The organism is Nocardia cerradoensis NBRC 101014 (assembly GCF_000308535.1).
Taxonomy (GTDB): domain Bacteria; phylum Actinomycetota; class Actinomycetes; order Mycobacteriales; family Mycobacteriaceae; genus Nocardia; species Nocardia cerradoensis.
Genome location: NZ_BAFW01000071.1, coordinates 1 through 17,882, shown reverse-complemented (window position 1 = coordinate 17,882; position 17,882 = coordinate 1). Strand labels below are relative to the sequence as shown.

At 69.8% G+C, this 17,882-nt stretch carries 14 protein-coding genes; all 14 read right to left on the bottom strand.

Features of this window, described 5'->3' with window-relative positions:
- Nucleotides 1-210 (bottom strand): YggT family protein (locus tag ON23_RS08855; RefSeq protein WP_039777418.1); only part of this gene is annotated, 210 nt, incomplete at its 3' end.
- Between the two features lie 122 nt (nt 211-332).
- Nucleotides 333-1,136: a cell division protein SepF gene (locus ON23_RS08850; RefSeq protein WP_030514707.1), complete on the bottom strand. Its 804-nt coding sequence runs from the start codon at nt 1,134-1,136 to the stop codon at nt 333-335.
- A 188-nt stretch (nt 1,137-1,324) separates the two neighbouring features.
- Entirely contained in the window at nt 1,325-2,095 is a 771-nt protein-coding gene (locus ON23_RS08845) for a YggS family pyridoxal phosphate-dependent enzyme (RefSeq protein ID WP_039777416.1), read from the bottom strand.
- The gene (gene pgeF, locus ON23_RS08840; protein ID WP_039777415.1) at nt 2,092-2,817 is read right to left on the bottom strand and encodes a peptidoglycan editing factor PgeF; all 726 of its coding nucleotides are present in this window, start codon (nt 2,815-2,817) and stop codon (nt 2,092-2,094) included. Before pgeF ends, ON23_RS08845 begins: the two co-directional genes overlap by 4 nt.
- A 387-nt stretch (nt 2,818-3,204) precedes the next feature.
- A complete protein-coding gene (ftsZ, locus tag ON23_RS08835; protein WP_039777412.1) occupies nt 3,205-4,425 on the bottom strand; it encodes a cell division protein FtsZ in 1,221 nt (406 codons plus the stop codon).
- 424 nt (nt 4,426-4,849) lie between these two features.
- The gene (locus ON23_RS08825; protein WP_083903787.1) at nt 4,850-5,635 is read right to left on the bottom strand and encodes a cell division protein FtsQ/DivIB; all 786 of its coding nucleotides are present in this window, start codon (nt 5,633-5,635) and stop codon (nt 4,850-4,852) included.
- A 40-nt stretch (nt 5,636-5,675) separates the two neighbouring features.
- Nucleotides 5,676-7,121, bottom strand: a complete 1,446-nt coding sequence (gene murC, locus ON23_RS08820) for a UDP-N-acetylmuramate--L-alanine ligase (RefSeq protein ID WP_051042271.1) — start codon at nt 7,119-7,121, stop codon at nt 5,676-5,678.
- A 98-nt stretch (nt 7,122-7,219) separates the two neighbouring features.
- Entirely contained in the window at nt 7,220-8,395 is a 1,176-nt protein-coding gene (murG, locus tag ON23_RS08815) for an undecaprenyldiphospho-muramoylpentapeptide beta-N-acetylglucosaminyltransferase (RefSeq protein ID WP_051042270.1), read from the bottom strand.
- Nucleotides 8,392-9,915 carry a putative lipid II flippase FtsW gene (gene ftsW / locus ON23_RS08810; RefSeq protein WP_063821236.1) on the bottom strand — a complete coding sequence of 508 codons (1,524 nt, stop codon included), beginning with the start codon at nt 9,913-9,915 and terminating at the stop codon, nt 8,392-8,394. The genes murG and ftsW overlap by 4 nt, the downstream gene beginning before the upstream one ends.
- Nucleotides 9,912-11,375 (bottom strand): UDP-N-acetylmuramoyl-L-alanine--D-glutamate ligase, encoded by a 1,464-nt coding sequence (murD, locus tag ON23_RS08805; RefSeq protein WP_039777409.1) that lies wholly within the window; start codon nt 11,373-11,375, stop codon nt 9,912-9,914. Before murD ends, ftsW begins: the two co-directional genes overlap by 4 nt.
- Nucleotides 11,376-11,423: 48 nt before the next feature.
- The gene (gene mraY / locus ON23_RS08800; RefSeq protein ID WP_036500353.1) at nt 11,424-12,500 is read right to left on the bottom strand and encodes a phospho-N-acetylmuramoyl-pentapeptide-transferase; all 1,077 of its coding nucleotides are present in this window, start codon (nt 12,498-12,500) and stop codon (nt 11,424-11,426) included.
- Nucleotides 12,497-14,017 carry a UDP-N-acetylmuramoyl-tripeptide--D-alanyl-D-alanine ligase gene (locus ON23_RS08795; RefSeq protein ID WP_039777407.1) on the bottom strand — a complete coding sequence of 507 codons (1,521 nt, stop codon included), beginning with the start codon at nt 14,015-14,017 and terminating at the stop codon, nt 12,497-12,499. The genes mraY and ON23_RS08795 overlap by 4 nt, the downstream gene beginning before the upstream one ends.
- Nucleotides 14,014-15,699: a UDP-N-acetylmuramoyl-L-alanyl-D-glutamate--2,6-diaminopimelate ligase gene (locus ON23_RS08790; protein ID WP_051042269.1), complete on the bottom strand. Its 1,686-nt coding sequence runs from the start codon at nt 15,697-15,699 to the stop codon at nt 14,014-14,016. The genes ON23_RS08795 and ON23_RS08790 overlap by 4 nt, the downstream gene beginning before the upstream one ends.
- Before the next feature lie 183 nt (nt 15,700-15,882).
- Nucleotides 15,883-17,745 (bottom strand): peptidoglycan D,D-transpeptidase FtsI family protein, encoded by a 1,863-nt coding sequence (locus ON23_RS08785; protein WP_083903786.1) that lies wholly within the window; start codon nt 17,743-17,745, stop codon nt 15,883-15,885.
- Nucleotides 17,746-17,882 lie beyond the last annotated feature (137 nt).

Sequence of the window (17,882 nt, the reverse complement as noted above, 5' to 3'; positions counted from 1 at the left end):
AATTCCTCCCAAGTTCACGGGAGGTATCAGGCGCCTCAACAGTTTCACCGGCGGATCGGTGATCGTGAAGATCGCCTCCAGCACGACGGCGACGAACCCCCGCGGATGCCAGTCGCGCGCAAAGCTGCGGATGAACTCGACGATCACTCGGCTGATCAGCAACAGCCAGAAGAGGAAGAGGAGTACATACAGCACCTGAAACAAGGCCACCTGTCCACTTTGCCTCAGATTCGGTGTCCTGCAAACTCCCCGCGCCGTGCATTCGACGTCATTTCCCCCCGTCGCGGCTCACCCGACCGGGGCCGCCGCCGCGCGCGGCACCCGGTTCGGGGTTATTTCTGGTTGTAGAAGCCGTTTTCGGCGATGCGGCGGCGCTCCTCGGCCGATACATCGACATCCGACGGTGAGAGCAGGAACACCTTGGTGGCCACCTTGTCGAACGAACCACGCAGCGCGAACGCCAGTCCGGCGGCGAAATCCACCAGACGGCGCGCGTCGGCGTTGCTCATCTCGACCAGGTCCATGATCACGGGCGTACCGTCACGGAAACGCTCGCCGATGATCGCGGCCTCGGCATAGGTGCGCGGACGCAGTGTCGTGATCTTGGACAACGGACCTCCGTCCTCGAAGACGGGGGCGCGGCGCGGAGCCGGCTCGAACCGGGCGCGCTCCTCCATCCGCCGCTCTTCCATCCGGCGTTCGGCCTCGGGATCGACGGCCAGCGCACCGTGTGTGGTGCCACGCACCATCGGCGTGCCACCGCCGAGTCCGCGCGAGCGGCCCGAGGGTGCGGATTCGATCCGGGTCGGGCGGCGCAGGGGCTCGTAGCGGTCGTCGGAGTAGGACTCGTCGGCGAACTCCGAGCGGCGCGGCACCGTGTAGCCGGGCTGATAGGGCGCCTTGTACGCCGGCTCCGGGTAGCCCGGATCGTCGGCGAAGCGGTCGTCGCCGAACCGCGAGCGCCCGGCGTCGTACGGATCGTCGTCGAAACGCGAGCGGCGCACGCCGCGGTCGTCCGCACCCAGCGGGCCGCGGTCGTCGATCCCCCGAGGGCCACGGTCGTCGACGTAGTCGTCCTCGTATTCCTCGAGCGGGACCATGCCGAAGTAGGCCTTGAACCTGTGCAGCGTACTCATGCTCCCACCTCACTAACGCTGGGCTCCAGCACGAGCATGCTCGTGGCTGCGCTGATGTCTCGCTCGCTACGCTCGCTCATCCTGGTCGACCTTCCTACGGCCCCCGACTGACCTGGGGTGTTGAAGTCCTGCTCAGTCCTCGTCAGCCCCAAGCATATGTTTCGAATGTGACTGATGAGGTTTCTTTGCTACTGCGAGGTTATCGGTCGTTCGCCCATGAGAGCAGTACCGACACGCACGCAGGTAGACCCGTGTCGAATGGCGACCTCCAGGTCGCCCGACATGCCCGCCGACAATTCGGTCGCGCCCGGATGCGCGACCAGCAGCGTGCGATGCAGACCGGCCAGTTCGTCGAACGCGGCATCCGGCTCGGCGCCCAGCGGCGGAATCGCCATCAGGCCCGCGAGCTGCAGGTTCTCGGATTTCGCGACCTGATCGGCCAGCATCGGGAGATCATCCGGGACGACGCCGCCGCGTGCCGGATCGCGATCCAGGCTCACCTGCAGTAGCACACGCAGCGGATCCGCGCGTGCTCCCTCCGCGCGTGCGGCCGCGGTGGCGGTGTCAAGGGCCCTCACCAGACGCTCCGAATCCACCGAGTGCACCGTATCGGCCCAGCGCACAACCGATTTCGCCTTGTTGCGCTGCAATCGGCCGATCATGTGCCAGCGCATCTGCGCCAGATGTCCTAATGAGGCCACCTTGGCGGAGGCCTCCTGTTCCCGCGATTCGCCGAATTCCCGGCGCCCGAGCCGATACAGGATCTCCACGTCGGAGGCCGGGAAGTATTTGGTCACCGGCAGCAACCGGACGGTGTCACGTTCACGCCCGGCGGCGCGGCACGCGGCATCGATGCGGTCTTCCAGGCGGGTGAGCGCGGCGGCGAGTCCGGCCGCACGCGACTGCGGCGCACCCTGCTCGGATTCGGTTGTGCCGAACCCGGATTCGGCGTGATTCACCGGTTCTCCTCCATCCAGATCACCCCGGCGATGCGGCCGGTGGGCGCGCCGCGGCGGTGGCTGAACAGGGTCGCGTCGGAGATGGTGGAGCGCGGATCGACCGCGACCGCGCCGACCCCGGCCGCTTCCAGCTGCCGGCGGATTCCGGCTCGCAGATCCAGCCCGGGCGTCCCGCGCCGGGTCGTGGTGGCGCTGCCGGGCAGATGGGCCTCGACATCGTCACGCATGGCGGCGGGCACCTCGTAGTCCTCGCCACCGGCGGCCGGACCGAGGAAGGCGCCGATGCGGTGCGGCTGGGCGCCGACCGACATCATCGCCTCGAGAACCTTCGGCACGATTCCGATGCGGGCGCCGACGCGGCCGGCGTGCACGGCCGCGATCACCCCGGCCTCGTCGTCGGACATCAGCAGGGGGACGCAATCGGCGGTGAGCACCACCAGCGCGAGATTCGGCACGGTGGTGACGAGCGCGTCGGTCACCGGTACCGGTTCGGCGCGCGGGCCGTCGACGATCTCGACGTTGCGGCTGTGCACCTGTTCCATCCAGACCAGGCGGCCGGGCGGCAGGCCGATGCCCTCGGCGAGACGTATCCTGTTGCGCCGCACCGCTTCCGGATCGTCGCCGACATGGTCGCCCAGGTTGAACGAGTCGTAGGGCGCCGCCGAGAACCCACCGGCCCGCGTGGTCGTCACCCGTCGCGTCCGAACCGAAGCCTGTGTCATATCTCCGAGATTAATAGGCTGCACCGGTCCGGAGTCGAGCGTGGCGCCGAGTGATCCGGAACCTAGGTGGCGGGGCGGCGGAACGGGGCACAGCGCGAGCATGCCCCGCGAAGTACCCACGGCGTGCGAGTTCATGCACACGACAGTGCCGCGCACCACGATGCCGCGTTCGCCACTGGCGGGTGCGACGCTTCGGGTCGCGGTGTTCGTTCTCACAGGCCGTTGCCCCGGACGCCGGCGGCGACGCCCCGGAGAGCGACATCACCCGGCCGCCCGGCACCGGTACGCCGGATTTTCGGTGGCACAGGGAGTTTCGATCGCCCCCACGAGCCGCAAACGCCGCTGCCCCCTCCGAAACGTTCGGAGGGGGCAGCGAGATCGGCGTGCTTACCGGCGCATGAAATCGGGGACGTCGACGTCGTCGGTGTCCTCGTCCGGCATCTGAATGTGCGAACGGCTGTTGTGCGCGATGGTCGGCTCGGTGGCCGGGCGCGGTTCGTAGGACGGGGCCGGGCCACGGGCCGGCGTCGGATCGGCCGGGCGCTCCGGCTCGGACTGACGGGTGCTGCCGAAATCACGGCGAGTGGTGGACTGGCCGATGTCACCGGCCCGGCCCGGGCCGATATTCGTTCTGCCCGCCGGTTCGATGCGCCGGGCCGGGGTGCCCCCGTCGAAGCCGGCGGCGATCACCGTGACCCGGACCTCGTCGCCGAGCGAATCGTCGATCACCGTGCCGAAGATGATGTTGGCCTCGATGTGCGCGGCCTCCTGCACCAGCGAGGCGGCCTCGTTGATCTCGAACAGACCGAGATCCGATCCACCGGCGATCGACAGCAGCACGCCGTGCGCACCATCCATCGACGCCTCCAGCAGCGGCGAATTGATCGCCGCCTCCGCGGCTTTCACGGATCGTCCCTCGCCGCGCGAGGAGCCGATGCCCATCAACGCCGAACCGGCGCCGGACATGACGCTCTTGACGTCGGCGAAGTCGACGTTGATCAGACCCGGGGTGGTGATCAGGTCGGTGATGCCCTGCACACCGTTGAGCAGCACCTCGTCGGCGGAGCGGAAGGCGTCCATCAGGCTCACCGCCGCGTCGCCGAGCTGCAGCAGCCGGTCGTTCGGGATGACGATGAGGGTGTCGCAGGATTCGCGCAGCGCCTGGATACCGGCTTCGGCCTGGTTGCTGCGGCGCTTGCCCTCGAAGGAGAACGGCCGCGTCACCACACCTATGGTCAGGGCACCCAGCTTGCGGGCGATCGAGGCCACCACGGGCGCGCCACCGGTACCGGTGCCGCCGCCCTCGCCGGCCGTCACGAAGACCATGTCGGCGCCCTTGAGCACCTCTTCGATCTCGTCCTTGTGATCCTCGGCGGCCTTGCGGCCCACCTCGGGATCCGCGCCGGCGCCCAGACCGCGAGTGAGTTCGCGGCCGACGTCGAGCTTGACGTCCGCATCACTCATCAGCAGTGCCTGGGCGTCGGTGTTGACGGCGATGAACTCGACTCCCTTGAGTCCCTGTTCGATCATTCGGTTGACGGCGTTCACGCCGCCGCCGCCGATACCGACGACCTTGATCACTGCAAGGTAGTTGTGCGGGGGCGTCATGGGCTCTCGCCTTCCTTCGATCCAAAGCCTGTCGTTTTCGGATTCTCGGCAGAGCGCCGATTCGAGGTCCCCGGTCCGCCCGGGTTTTCACTCGGACAAACCCTAAACCTGAACCATAGGGTTGGCGTTATGTCAAGTATCCGACTGGTGCGGAACGCTATTCGCACCCGTCGCGATCCGTGCGCAGGCGCGCCGACACGAGGGTCAGAATCTTGTGTGATCCATCTCGTCCGAGCCCGTCGGGCATGGTACCGCGAACGGCCGCCACAGACATCGAGATCGGGTCTCGATCTCCGCGGGACCGCGGATTCACCGGCCCCGCACGCGACCGCGGCACCCGGACGGGCCCCGGTGCCACGGCCGTCACGCACGGCCATCGACTCCCGGCCGCCGGTCGAAAACCACAACGGCACAACGAGTGTCACTATCTTACCGTTACCAGATCGGGGCTCGAAACGTCGAATACCGTTCCCGGGCGCGTCAGCACCGGAAGGACCACCGCGGCTTTGCGTTCCGAGTCGTCCGGGCCGCCCCAGACCACCGTACGGTCGTCGCGCAGCTTCAGTTCGATATCCGAAACCGTCCGCGCCACAACCTCTCCCACCTGGGCCCGAAGCGCCGGCGGCGCGGCGTCGAGGACCGCGACCGCGGCCCGGGTCACCGGATCGGCGCTACCGGGATGGTCGGTGACCAGTTTCGCGACGCCGGGCGGCGGCGGTTCGATCGCGAATTCGACGCTGTCGCCGTCGAGCAGATGCGGTCCCTGCGGACTGTCGAAGAAGACCACGGCGGAGCGCTCGTCCACCGTGACCCGCACCGTGGACGGAAACACCCGCTGCACCCGCGCCGAGCGCACCTTCGGCAGCGATGCCACCCGGCGCGCGATCGCGTCGGTATCGATACGCAGCATGGAACGGCCGTCGGGGATCTGCAGCACCGCGCGAACATCCTGTTCGGGCACCGTCGACACACCCTCGACCTGCACGGTGCGCACCGACAGCGCGGGGGTGAAATAGGCGACCACCAGCAGCACGATCACCACGACCACGATCGGCGCGCCCCACAACAGGATCCGCCGCCACCGGCCCTCGAAGGGCAGCCGCGCGCGGGCCCCGGCGCGGTAGCGGCGATCGTCGCCCTCGTCGCCGTCCGCAGCGGATTCGGCCTCGGCGTCCGGATCGATGTCCTCGATCGTCCCGCGGCGTGTCATCTCCACCTCCCTCTCCGGCCGCCGGGCGGGGGCGCCGGGCTCACCGCCCCGTCGACGGGCGCACCCGCAGTCCGTCCAGAATCTGCCCGCCGAGCATCGTCACGTCGCCGGCGCCCATGGTGATCACCACATCGCCCGCGCGGGCCAGGCTCGCGGCCTGCCGGCCCACCCGCGACATATCCGGTTGGTAGTGCACGGGTTTGGTGACCGCCTGCGCCACCAGCGCGCCGTTGACCCCGGGCAGCGGCTTCTCGCGCGCGCCGTAGACGTCGAGGACCACGACCTCGTCGGCCAGCGACAGCGCCGCCCCGAATTCCTCGGCGAAGGTCGCCGTGCGGCTGTACAGGTGCGGCTGGAACACCACGATCACCCGGCCCTGGCGGGAGCGGGCGCCGTCGGCCGCCTCCTGGCGGACCAGTTCGGCCGCCGCCCCCAGTACGGCACGCACCTCGGTCGGATGGTGGGCGTAGTCGTCGAAGACCCGCACCCCGTTCTCGCGGCCCACGAACTGGAAGCGGCGGTGCACGCCACCGAATCCCTCCAGGCCCTGCAGGATTTCGTCCACCTCGGCCCCCGCATCGCGGGCGGCCAGCAGCGCGGCGAGGGCGTTGAGGGCCATGTGGCGGCCGGGCACCGACAGGCGCAGCGTGCGCGGGGCGGGTTCATCGCCCAGTTGCACCGTGGCCACACCGCCCACGTCGCGCGGTTCCCAGCTCACCAGCCGGGCCTGCATCGGTACCGGCGCGTCGGCCGTCTCCGTCGAGCCGTAACCGGCTACCCGGATGTCGAGTTCCCCGGCCGCGACCCGGTCGGCGACCCGGCGGGCCAGCGCCAGCGAGCCGGGATCGTCCAGGCACACCACGAGCAGTCCGCCGGAGACCAGCCGCGCCACGAAGTCGTCGAACACCTGGACGTAGGCCTCGTCGGAGCCGAAGAAATCCAGATGATCGGATTCGATGTTGGTGACCACCGCGACGTCCGGATCGTATTGCAGCAGTGAGCCGTCCGACTCGTCGGCCTCGGCCACGAAATAACCGCCGGTGCCGTGATGGGCGTTCGTCCCGGCCTCGTTCAGTTCACCGCCGACGGCGAACGACGGATCGAAGCCGCAGTGCTGCAACGCCACGACCAGCATCGAGGTGGTGGAGGTCTTGCCGTGGGTGCCCGACACCAGCAGAGTGTGGTGGCCGCGCATCAGTTCCGCGAGGACCGTGGGGCGCATCAGCACCGGCACACCGCGCCGATTCGCCTCGACCAGTTCGGGATTCGTCTTCGGGATGGCGGCGTAGGTGGTCACGACCGCGCTCGGGCCGCCCTCCAGCAGATCCAGCGCACTCGCGTCGTGACCGATGCGGACCTGGGCCCCGCGCGCCCGCAACGCCAGCACGCCGCGGCTCTCCTTGGCGTCCGAGCCCGACACCTCGCCGCCGCGGGCGAGCAGAATCCGCGCGATCCCCGACATGCCGGCACCGCCGATGCCGACCATGTGGACCCGCCGCAACAACTCCGGCAGTTCGGCGAAAGCCTGCCCCGTCTGGTTCACCGGGTCCGCGGCTCCCACTTCGGCCGTCTCGTTTCCTCCGGTCACCGTCCGGTCACCTCCAGCACGATTCGCGCCACCGTGTCCGCGGCGTCGCGATGTCCGGCACCGGCGGCGGCGACCGACATGTTCGTCAGCGCGGCCGGGTCGGTGAGCAGCGCGATCACCTCGTCCATCACATACTTCGGTGTCATCTCCGCATCGGCGACGATTCTGCCACCACCCTGCGCGACGATCGGGCGGGCGTTGAACTCCTGCTCGCCGTTGCCGTGCGGCAGCGGCACGTAGAACGCCGGCAGACCGACCGCCGAGACCTCGGCCACGGTCATCGCGCCCGAGCGGCACACCGTGGCATCGGCGGCGGCATAGGCCAGATCCATCCGCGACAGATACGGCACCGCAACGTATTTCGCACCGTCGCGGCCGGATTCGGTGTCGATGCCGTCCAGATCGAGCGTGTTCTTGGGTCCGTGCGCGTGCAGTACCGAGACGCCCGCCGCCAGCAGTTGCGCGGCAGCACCGGACACCGCCTCGTTCAACCGGCGCGCGCCCTGCGAACCGCCGAAGACCAGCAGAACCGGCCCCTGCTGCGGCAGACCGAAGTGCTCCCGCGCCTGCGCCCGCAGCCCGGCCCGGTCCAGGGTGGCGATCGAGGCGCGCACCGGAATCCCGACCACCTCGGCATCGGCGCGCCCGCGCGCGTGCACACCCGAATTCGGCACGGCGGCGAGCACCCGCACCGCGCGCCGGGCGCCGACCTTGTTCGCGATCCCCGCCTTCACATTGGCCTCGTGCACCACCAGCGGCACCCGGCGCGAGCGCCGCAGCACTCCCCCGCCGGCCGCGAGGTAGGCGGGCACCGAGACGTAGCCGCCGAATCCGATGATCACATCGGCCTCGACCGCGTCGATCACCGCGCGGGTGCGTGCCACCGCGGCACGGACCCGGCCGGGCAGGCGCAGCAGATCGGCGGTGGGTTTACGTGGCAGCGGGACCGGCGGAATCAGTTCCAGCGGATAGCCGCGTTCGGGAATCAGCGTCGTCTCCAGCCCGCGCTGGGTGCCCAGTGCGGTGATCCGGATCGAGGGATCCAGCCGGCGCAGTGCGTCCGCGACCGCCATCGCGGGTTCGATATGCCCGGCCGTGCCCCCGCCGGCGACGATCACCGAGAGCGTCCGTTGCCCGGAACCCGTCGTGCCGCCGCTCTCGCCGGTTGTCACCTCGAATTACCTCGTTCTCTCGCATGTGTCATCGGATAGCTGGGCTCCCAGGCCCGGGTGGTGCGCCACGACGACGCTCCGCGCGCCTCCCGCCGTCCGGCGTCGGCGCTGCGTCGTCGTGCCGAATCCGAATCTATCGACCGCCGCGGTATCGCCGCACTCCCACCCCGCGCCGCAGCGGCCCCGCGGGACTTGCCCCCGCCGCGCGACTGACCGGATTTGCCCGACCGCTTGCGTGCCGGCGGCAGTTCCCGCCGGCGCGGGCCGGAGACCGCGCGGGCCCGGCCCGCACGCGCGGGTGCGTAGGTTTCCGGGATCGGCAGCCGCAGCAACCGGCTGAACCGCCCGTCCTGGCCGCCCTTCAGCGCCGCGATCGCCTCGGGTTCGTGCCGGGCCGCGCTCGCGATCAAGCCGAACATCATCAACGTGATCGCCAGCGACGAACCACCGGCCGACACCAGCGGCAACTGCAGACCCGTCACCGGCAGCAGGCCCACGACATAGCCGATGTTGATCAGCGCCTGCCCGGTGATCCAGGTGGTCGCGGCCGCGGTCAGCAATCGCAGGAACGGATCGGCCGACCGGCTGGCGATGCGCAGGCCGACGAAGACGAACAGGGCGAAAAGCCCCAGCACCAAGGCACATCCGAGAAATCCGAGTTCCTCGCCGATGATGGCGAAGATGAAGTCGTTGTGCGCGTTGGGCAGATAACTCCACTTGGCCCGGCTCTGGCCGAGCCCGCGCCCCCAGATGCCGCCGTCGGCGAGGGAGAACAGCGCTTGGCGCGCCTGATAGCCGATGCCCTGCGGATCATCGCCGGGATTGAAGAACGCGCGCATGCGATCGGATCGATAGCCGGCCGACAGCGCCAGAATTCCCGCCGCCACCGCACCCGAGACCGCGATGGTCACGAACAGCCGCACCGGCAACCCGCCGAACCACAGCAGCGCGACCAGCACCAGGCCGACCGCGATGGTCGTCGACAGATTCGGTTCCAGCACGATCAGCAGGCAGGTCAGCAGACCGGCCGGCACCAGCGGCACCAGAATGTCCTTGTACCCGGTCTGGTCGCTGCGGCGGGTCGCCAGCAGATGCGCACCCCACACGATCAGGGTGACCTTCACGATCTCCGACGGCTGCACCGAGACGAAGCCGAGGTCGAACCAGCGACGCGAACCCTGGACCTGCGAACCGATTCCGGGAATCAGCACCAGCACCAGCAACAGCACCGACGCCGCGTACAGCGGGAACGACAGCTGCCGCAGCACGCGCATCGGAATCCGCAGCGCCAGATAGAACAGCGCCGCGCCCAGGCCCGCGAAGAACGCCTGCTGCATGAACAGCGAATAGGCCGAACCGCCGTCGGCGTAGGCCTCCACACTGGAGGCCGACAACACCATCACCAGCCCGAGCACGGTGAGCAGGGTGGCGATGGTGACGACCAGGTGGAAATCGGCCAGCGGGCGCGCCAGCCAGGCACCGAACCAGGTGCCCACGGGCTTGCGCGCCGGCTTCGTCACTGCTGGCTCCCGATATCTCTCTCGTCCAGGGCCTGCACCGCCGCGACGAAACTGCGGCCGCGATGGGTGTAGTCGGCGAACATGTCCAGGGAGGCCGCGGCCGGGGCGAGCAGGACGGTGTCACCGCGCCCGGCATATCCGGCGGCGATACGGACCGCGCGGGCCATCACCGCATCGGCGCCGTCGATCTCGGCGACCAGAGACGCCGTGGAGGGTTCCCCGCTCATCTGTGCATCGTCACCCGAACCGAGCTCGACCACCGGGACATCCGGCGCGTGTCGCGCCATTGCCGCCGCGATGATCGGCGCGTCCTGACCGAAGACGACCGCCGCGACGAGACGCTCGGCGACCTCCTCGACCAGATCGTCGATATGGGCGCCCTTGAGCTGACCGCCGGCGATCCACACCACCTGCGGATGAGCCAGGATCGAGGACCGCGCGGCATGCGGATTGGTCGCCTTCGAATCGTCGACGAATCCGACTCCGGCCAGTTCCCGCACGAAGGCGGCGCGGTGCGGACCCACCTTGTGTTCGGCCAAGCCCTCCTTGACGAACTGCGGGGCCACGTCGATGGCACGGGTCAGCGCGGCCGCGGCCAGCGCGTCGGCGACACCGGCGGGTCCGGGCGGGCTGATGTCGCCGACCTCGGCGAGGATCGCGGCCTTGGTGAAGGCGCGGTCCAGCAGTTTGCCGTCGACCACGCCGAGTTCACCGTCCGCCGGCACGCCGATCCGGAAGCCGACGGTGCGGCGCGCCTTGGACTTTCGCGCCAGCGCGGCGGCCACGGCGTCGTCGAGTCCGACCACGCCGACCCGTCCGGTCAGCGCTCGCGCCTTGGCGGCGGCGTAGGCGTCGAGACCGCCGTGCCAGTCCAGATGATCCTCGGCGACATTCAGCACCACACCGGCCTCCGGGCGCACCGACGGCGCCCAGTGCAGCTGGAACGACGACAGCTCGACCGCGAGGATCTGCGGGCCCGGGGTGCGCCGCAGCGCGTCCAGGATCGGCAACCCGATATTGCCGCAGGCGACGCTGGGCAGTCCGGCCGCGCGCAGGATGGCGTGGGTCATCTGGGTGGTGGTGGTCTTGCCGTTGGTTCCGGTGATCACCAGCCATTTGCGCACCGGACCGTAGAGCCGCGCCTGATCCACCCACCAGGCGAATTCCACATCGCCCCAGACCGGAATGCCCTCGGTGACCGCCGAGACCAGGACCGGTGAACCCGGTCGCCAGCCCGGGCTGGTGATGACGAGCGCGAACCGTTCCAGCGCACCGGGTTCGAGCAGTGCGGCGCCGGTGGCGGTGTCGAGGCCGAGTTCGGCGGCCTCGGCCATCGCCTTCTCCCCGGCGTCGGTGACTACCGGACGGGCGCCGATATCGCGCAGCGGCTCGATCAGCGAGCGGCCCGACACCCCCCATCCCGCGACGAGAACGTCACGGCCACGCAGAAATTCGAGCATGGGACCCGGTGATCGCAGGGCCCGCGGAGTATGTTCGACCATCGCTGCTTACCCGACCTGAGAGAGGTATTCGCTGTAGAACAAGCCCAGACCGACCGCCGCCGCGATTCCGGCGAGCAGCCAGAACCGGATGATGACCGTCGTCTCCGCCCATTTGCTCAGCTCGAAATGGTGATGGAACGGGGCCATCTTGAACAACCGGTTGCGGGTGGTCCGGAACACCGCCACCTGCAGCACCACCGACACGGTCTCGGCGACGAACAGTGCGCCGATCACGACCATGAGCAGTTCGGTGCGGGTGGTGATCGACAATCCGGCGAGCAGGCCACCGAGGGCCAGCGAACCGGTATCGCCCATGAAGATCTTGGCGGGCGCCGCATTCCACCACAGGAAGCCGACACACGCCGCCGCACCGGCGGCACACACCAGCGCCAGATCCAGCGGATCGCGCACGTTGTAACAGCCGGCCTCGGCCTTGAATTCGCAGGCGTGGTAGTACTGCCAGAACGTGATGATCACGTAGGCGCCCAGCACCAGGCTCATCGATCCCGCGGCCAGACCGTCCAGGCCGTCGGTCAGATTCACCGCGTTCGACCACGCGACCACGACCAGGCAGACGAACGCCAGGAAGATGATCACGCTCATCGAGACGGTGTTGATCTCGCGCACGTACGACAGATGCCGGCTGGCCGGGGTCCGTCCGCCCGCGCCGCGGAACTGCAGCGCCAGCACCCCGAAGATCACCGCCGAACCGAGCTGGCCGATGTACTTACCGGCCGCGGTGAGGCCCAGATTGCGCTGCTTGCGCAGCTTGATGAAGTCGTCGATGAAGCCGACCACGCCCAGCGCGGTGGCCAGGCCGAGGACCAGCAGGCCCGAGGCCGACGGCCCGTCGGCGTGATAGCCGATGCCGATCAGATGCGAGCCCAGATATCCGGCCCACATGCCGATCAGGATCGCGACACCGCCCATGGTCGGGGTGCCGCGCTTGGCCTGATGACTTTCGGGGCCGTCGATGCGGATCTCCTGGCCGAATCCGCGCCGCGCGAACATGCGGATCAGCAGCGGCGTCAGCAGGATCGATACCGCCAGCGCGATCCCCGCCGCGAACAGAATCTGCCTCATCCAGCTGCCTCCGTGCCCTGCTCACCCGATGCGAGCACGTGCTGCGCCACCGCCCACAGACCGGCGGAGTTCGACGCCTTGACCAGCACCACATCACCGGCCGCGATCTCGTTGTCCAGCAGGGCGATCGCGGATTCGATATCGGGTACGAGGATCGATTCCTCGCCCCACGAGCCTTCCATGACCGCACCCTGGTGCAGCGCGCGGGCCGGGCGCCCGGTGCCGACCACGATCAGCCGGTCGACATCCAGCCGCACCGCGAGCCGGCCGATGCCGTCGTGTTCGACGACCGATTCCTCGCCCAGTTCGGCCATTTCGCCCAGGACCGCCCAGCTGCGCCGGCCGCGCGGCGCATCCGGCGTACCGCCGGCGCGCGACATCGACACCAGCGCCTTGAGCGCGGCGCGCATGGAATCCGGATTCGCGTTGTAGGAGTCGTCGACGACGGTGACCCCGTCGGGGCGGGTCCGCACGTCCATCCGGTGCGCCGAATCGACCGTCGCACCGGCTAGTGCCCGGGCCACGGTGTCGAGATCCGCACCGCATTCGAGCGCCACGGCGGCCGCGGCCAGCGCGTTCGAGATCTGGTGTTCGCCGTACACCGCCAGATGCACCTCGGCGTGAGAACCGTTGGCGTGCAAGGTGAACCGCGCGCGTGCTTCGGAGTCGAGCACGATGTCGGTGGCTCGCACGTCGGCGCCGGACGCCTGGCCGAAGGTCACCACCCGGGCCCGGGTCCGGGCGGCCATCGCCGCCACCCGCGGGTCGTCGGCGTTGAGCACCGCGACGCCGGTCGGCGGAAGCGCTTCCACCAGTTCACCTTTGGCCTGCGCGATGGCATCGCGGCCGCCGAACTCACCCAGGTGCGCGGTGCCGACGTTGAGCACCACACCGATCCGCGGGGGCGCGATCTCGGTCAGCGCCTTGATATGGCCCGGACCGCGCGCGGACAGTTCCAGCACCAGGAAGCGGGAGTCGGCGCCCGCGCGCAGCGCCGTCCACGGATGGCCCAGTTCGTTGTTGAACGATCCGGGCGGGGCGATCACGGCGCCCAGCGGCGCCAGCACGCGCGCCAGCAGATCCTTGGTGGAGGTCTTCCCGGCCGAACCGGTCACCCCGACCACGTTCAGGCCGGCGGCGGCCAGCCGGTCCACGCTCGCGCGCGCCAGTTTGGCCAGCGCCGCCAGCACGGCGGCGCCGGAGCCGTCGGTGTCGTGCGCCAGCACATAGGAGCGGCTCGCCGCCGCGTCGGCCGCGGAGGCGAACGGTTCGACCACGATCGCCGGAACGCCGACCGGACGCGCCGCCAGCACCGCCACCGCGCCGGAGGCCACGGCCTTGCCGGCGTAGTCGTGCCCGTCGACGTGCTCGCCCGGCAGCGCCAGGAACAGGTCGCCGGAATTGATTCGGCGCGAATCGAATTCGACCGCACCGGTTACCGTCACCGCGGGATCGCTCACGTCGTGCAGCGTGCCGCCGACGATGTCGGCGATCTCCCGCAGAGTCATTTCGATCATGAAACCGTCAGGTCTTTCATTTTACGTTCCAGGGCCTGTCCCAGCACCTGACGGTCGTCGAACGGATACTTCACACCCGCAATCTCCTGCCCGGTCTCATGTCCCTTACCTGCCACCAGCACCACATCCCCGGGCCGTGCCCAATCCACGGCCGCGGCGATGGCGGCGGCCCGATCGCCGATCTCGCGCACCTCACCGCGCTCGGCCTCGGCGAGACCCAGCGCGCCCGCGCGGATCGCGGCGCGGATCTCGCCCGGATCCTCGGTGCGCGGATTGTCGTCGGTGATGACCAGCAGGTCCGCGCCGCGCGCCGCGGTGGCGCCCATCAGCGGCCGCTTGCCGGCGTCGCGATCGCCACCGGCGCCCACGACCACGGCCAAGCGGCCGCCGGTGTCGCGCAGATGCCGGCGCAGCGTCGCGATCACCGATTCCACCGCGGCCGGCTTGTGCGCGTAGTCGACGAGGGCGAGGAAATCCTGTCCCGCGTTCACCCGCTGCATCCGGCCGGGCACATCCACCTCGCCCAGCGCCGCGGCCGCCACCGCCGCGTCGACACCCGCCTCGGCGCACACCGCGATCGCGAGCAGACCGTTGGCGATGTTGTAGCGCCCGGGCAGCCGCAGCCGGGCCGCAATCTCGCCCGCCGAGCCGACCGCGGTGAACTGCTGGCCGCCGTCGGCGAGCGCGGCGGCGCCGGTCACCGTCCATTCCGGCTCGGTCTCCCCGGTCGGGCAGTCCGCGGTCGCCACGGTGACGACCCGGGCACGCCCGCTCGCCTCCCGCGCCAACCGGCGGCCCCAGGCGTCGTCCACGCAGATCACGCAGGTGTCGGCCGCGACCTGGCGCTGCGGCGACCCCGGATCCGGAACGAAGAGCCGGCGCTTGGCGGCGAAATAGTCCTCGAAGTCGGCGTGGAAGTCCAGGTGGTCCTGCGACAGGTTGGTGAACGCGCCGACGGCGAAGTGCACACCGTCCACTCGGCCCAGCGCCAGCGCGTGGCTGGACACCTCCATCACCACGGCCTGCACACCCTGTTCCACCATCAGCGCGAACATCGCGTGCAGCTGCGGCGCCTCCGGGGTGGTCAGCGCGCTGGGCACCCGGCGGTACTCGACGGCGCCGCTCGTCCCGGCCGTGCCCTCCCCCGGGTTCGCCTCGACGCGCCGCGCGATCCGCGTCTCGATCGTGCCGATCAGGGCGGTCGACAGCCCGCCCGCGGTCAGTCCGGCCTCCACCAGATAGGAGGTGGTGGTCTTGCCCGACGTGCCGGTGATGCCGATGACCTGGAGCTGCCGCGACGGATGACCGTAGATCGCCGCCGACAGTTCACCCAGCACCGCACGCGGGTCGTCGTGCACGAGGATCGGCACATCCAGCTCGCCGATCAGTTCGGCGCCGGCCGCGTCGGTGAACACGGCGACCGCACCACGCGCCACGGCATCGGCGGCGAAGCGGGCGCCGTGGGCCTTGGCACCGGCCAGACCGGCGAACAGATCACCGGGCTGCACGGCGTTCGAGCGCTGTTCGATGCCGGTGATCTCGATCCCGGCCGGGCCGCCGGAGTTCAGCCGCGCACCGGTCAGTTCGGCAACGGCCTGCACCGGCGTCGGCAACGCAACGGCGGGGCGAAGCACCTGCGGGCTGGGCTGCACGGGCACCAGGCTCCTTTCGTGGGCGCACATCTGTGCATCGGGTCGAGATTCGGGGTCGGGGAGTCAGGTTACCTGTGGACGATCGGCGGCCACGCAGCGTGGCCGCCTCGCGCGCACCGGCTCCCCGGCCTCACCGCGCCCGCGCCCGCCCGTGCAGCGGACCGCACCCGGACACCCACGCTTCCGAAACCGGACATTCAGCCGCACACACCACTACATCCCCTGGAGCACAAGCTGTTTCGGCGGCACGGTCGACGGCGGAACGCGATCGCGCTGCAGCGCCCACGAGGCGATGCTGTGGAACAGCGGCGCCGCCGACTGCCCGCCGCTGCCGTCGGTGCTGCGCACGGGTGCGTTCAACATGATGCCGATGACGTAGCGCGGATTGTCGGCCGGGGCGATTCCGGCGAAGGTGATCCAATACCGATCGGCGGAATAGCACTGGCATTTCTGGTCGATCTGCTGCGCGGTCCCGGTCTTCCCGGCGATCTGGTAGCCCTCGATCGCGGCGGGAGCACCCGTGCCCTGCTGATAACCCATCGGATCGCGCTGCACCACGGCCTGGAACATCTGCCGCAGCGTACTCGCGGTCTGCGGGCTCACCACCCGCACGCCGTCCGGCTGCGGTTCGCTGGTGCGGTGCCCGTCGGGGCCGATCACGTCCTTGACGATGCGCGGCGGGATCCGCACCCCGTCGTTGGCGATGGCCTGGTACATACCGGTCATCTGCAGCAGCGTCATCGAAAGGCCCTGCCCGATGGGCAGATTCGCGAACGTCGAACCGGACCACTGGTCACGCGGCGGCACGATGCCCCCACTTTCCCCCGGCAACCCGACACCGGTGCGCTGCCCCAGCCCGAAACGCTTGACCATATCCGCGAAGCGATCCTCGCCGACCCGCTGGGCGAGCATCAGTGTGCCCACGTTCGACGACTTACCGAAGATGCCGGTGGTGGTGTACGGCATCACGCCGTGCGACCACGCGTCGTGCACGACGACCCCGCCCATGTGGATCTCGCCGGGCACCTGATGGACCTCGTCCGGGTTGGTCAGGCCGTATTCGATCGAAGCCGCCGCGGTGATGATCTTGTTCACCGAACCGGGTTCGTAGGCGTTGGTCACCGAAGGATTGCCGATATCGGCCGAGGCCCAGAACTTCGGATCCTGCGCCGGATTGAAGGTGTTGTCGTTGGCCATGGCCAGTACCTGGCCGGTGTGGGCGTCCAGTACCACCGCCGAAGCGTCCTGGGCGCCGGATTTGTCCTTGGCCTCCTGCACCTGCTGCTGCACGTAGTACTGCAGATCGGAGTCGAGGGTCAGTTCGACATTGGAGCCGTTGACCGCGGGCACCTTGTCGCGCTCGCTGCCGGGGATGACCGCGCCGTCGGAGCCGCGGTCGTAGGTGTGCGAACCGTCGGTGCCGGCCAGCGTCGCGTCCATCGACGCCTCGAGCCCCACCTGGCCGTGTCCGTCCCAGCCGGTCGCGCCCACCACATTCGCCGCCAGCGCGCCGCCCGGATAGACCGGCGTGTCCTGACGTTCGGTCCCCACCTCGGGGAACTTCTCGGTGATCTCGTCGGCGACCCGGGAGTCGACGTTGTAGGCCAGATAAGTGAACTGGTCGTCGCTGCGCAGCTTGGCGAGCAGTTCCGCTTCCGGGGGCGCGTCCTTGCCCAGCTTTTCGTGAATCGTCCTGGCGATCGCTTCCAGCCGCTTGTCGACCTCGGGCGCCTTGTCGCTCTTCGCCCGCGCGTCGGCCAGATCCTTGCGCACGGCGATCGGCCGGAAGTTGAGCTTCTTGGTCACGACGGTGAACGCGAGCGCGCGGCCGTCGCGATCGAGGATGGCACCGCGTTGCGCCCAGTCGGTCTGATGCACCGTGCGCTGGCTCGCCGCCTCGGCCGACAGATTGGGCGCGGAAAACGTTTGCAGCCACAGCAATTGCATCGCGACGACGAGCAGCGCCACCAGCATGAGGACGCGTCCGACTCCGAACCGCAGCCGCGTGGAGGCATCCGCGGGCGAGCCCGCCCGCGGCCGGGGAGTGCGACGCGGCCGGGCGGGTGTGGATCGCATACCCGCCCGGCCGCGGCCTGTGGCACCCCCGCCGGTTCTGCCTCCGCCGCGGCCGGTCATCGATCGGCCCCCTCGGGTGCCGCCTGGACCACCGGCTGGGTGCCGGCCGGCTGCGCGGCGGGTGCGACGGGTGCGGG

What these genes read in the sequence shown, in the direction of transcription:
- ON23_RS08850 (WP_030514707.1), bottom strand. Translation starts at nt 1,136, where the DNA reads ATGAGTACGCTGCACAGGTTCAAGGCCTACTTCGGCATGGTCCCGCTC.
- pgeF (WP_039777415.1), bottom strand. Translation starts at nt 2,817, where the DNA reads ATGACACAGGCTTCGGTTCGGACGCGACGGGTGACGACCACGCGGGCC.
- ftsZ (WP_039777412.1), bottom strand. Translation starts at nt 4,425, where the DNA reads ATGACGCCCCCGCACAACTACCTTGCAGTGATCAAGGTCGTCGGTATC.
- ON23_RS08825 (WP_083903787.1), bottom strand. Translation starts at nt 5,635, where the DNA reads ATGACACGCCGCGGGACGATCGAGGACATCGATCCGGACGCCGAGGCC.
- murC (WP_051042271.1), bottom strand. Translation starts at nt 7,121, where the DNA reads ATGGTCGGCATCGGCGGTGCCGGCATGTCGGGGATCGCGCGGATTCTG.
- murD (WP_039777409.1), bottom strand. Translation starts at nt 11,375, where the DNA reads ATGCTCGAATTTCTGCGTGGCCGTGACGTTCTCGTCGCGGGATGGGGG.
- mraY (WP_036500353.1), bottom strand. Translation starts at nt 12,500, where the DNA reads ATGAGGCAGATTCTGTTCGCGGCGGGGATCGCGCTGGCGGTATCGATC.
- ON23_RS08795 (WP_039777407.1), bottom strand. Translation starts at nt 14,017, where the DNA reads ATGATCGAAATGACTCTGCGGGAGATCGCCGACATCGTCGGCGGCACG.
- ON23_RS08790 (WP_051042269.1), bottom strand. Translation starts at nt 15,699, where the DNA reads ATGTGCGCCCACGAAAGGAGCCTGGTGCCCGTGCAGCCCAGCCCGCAG.
- ON23_RS08785 (WP_083903786.1), bottom strand. Translation starts at nt 17,745, where the DNA reads ATGCGATCCACACCCGCCCGGCCGCGTCGCACTCCCCGGCCGCGGGCG.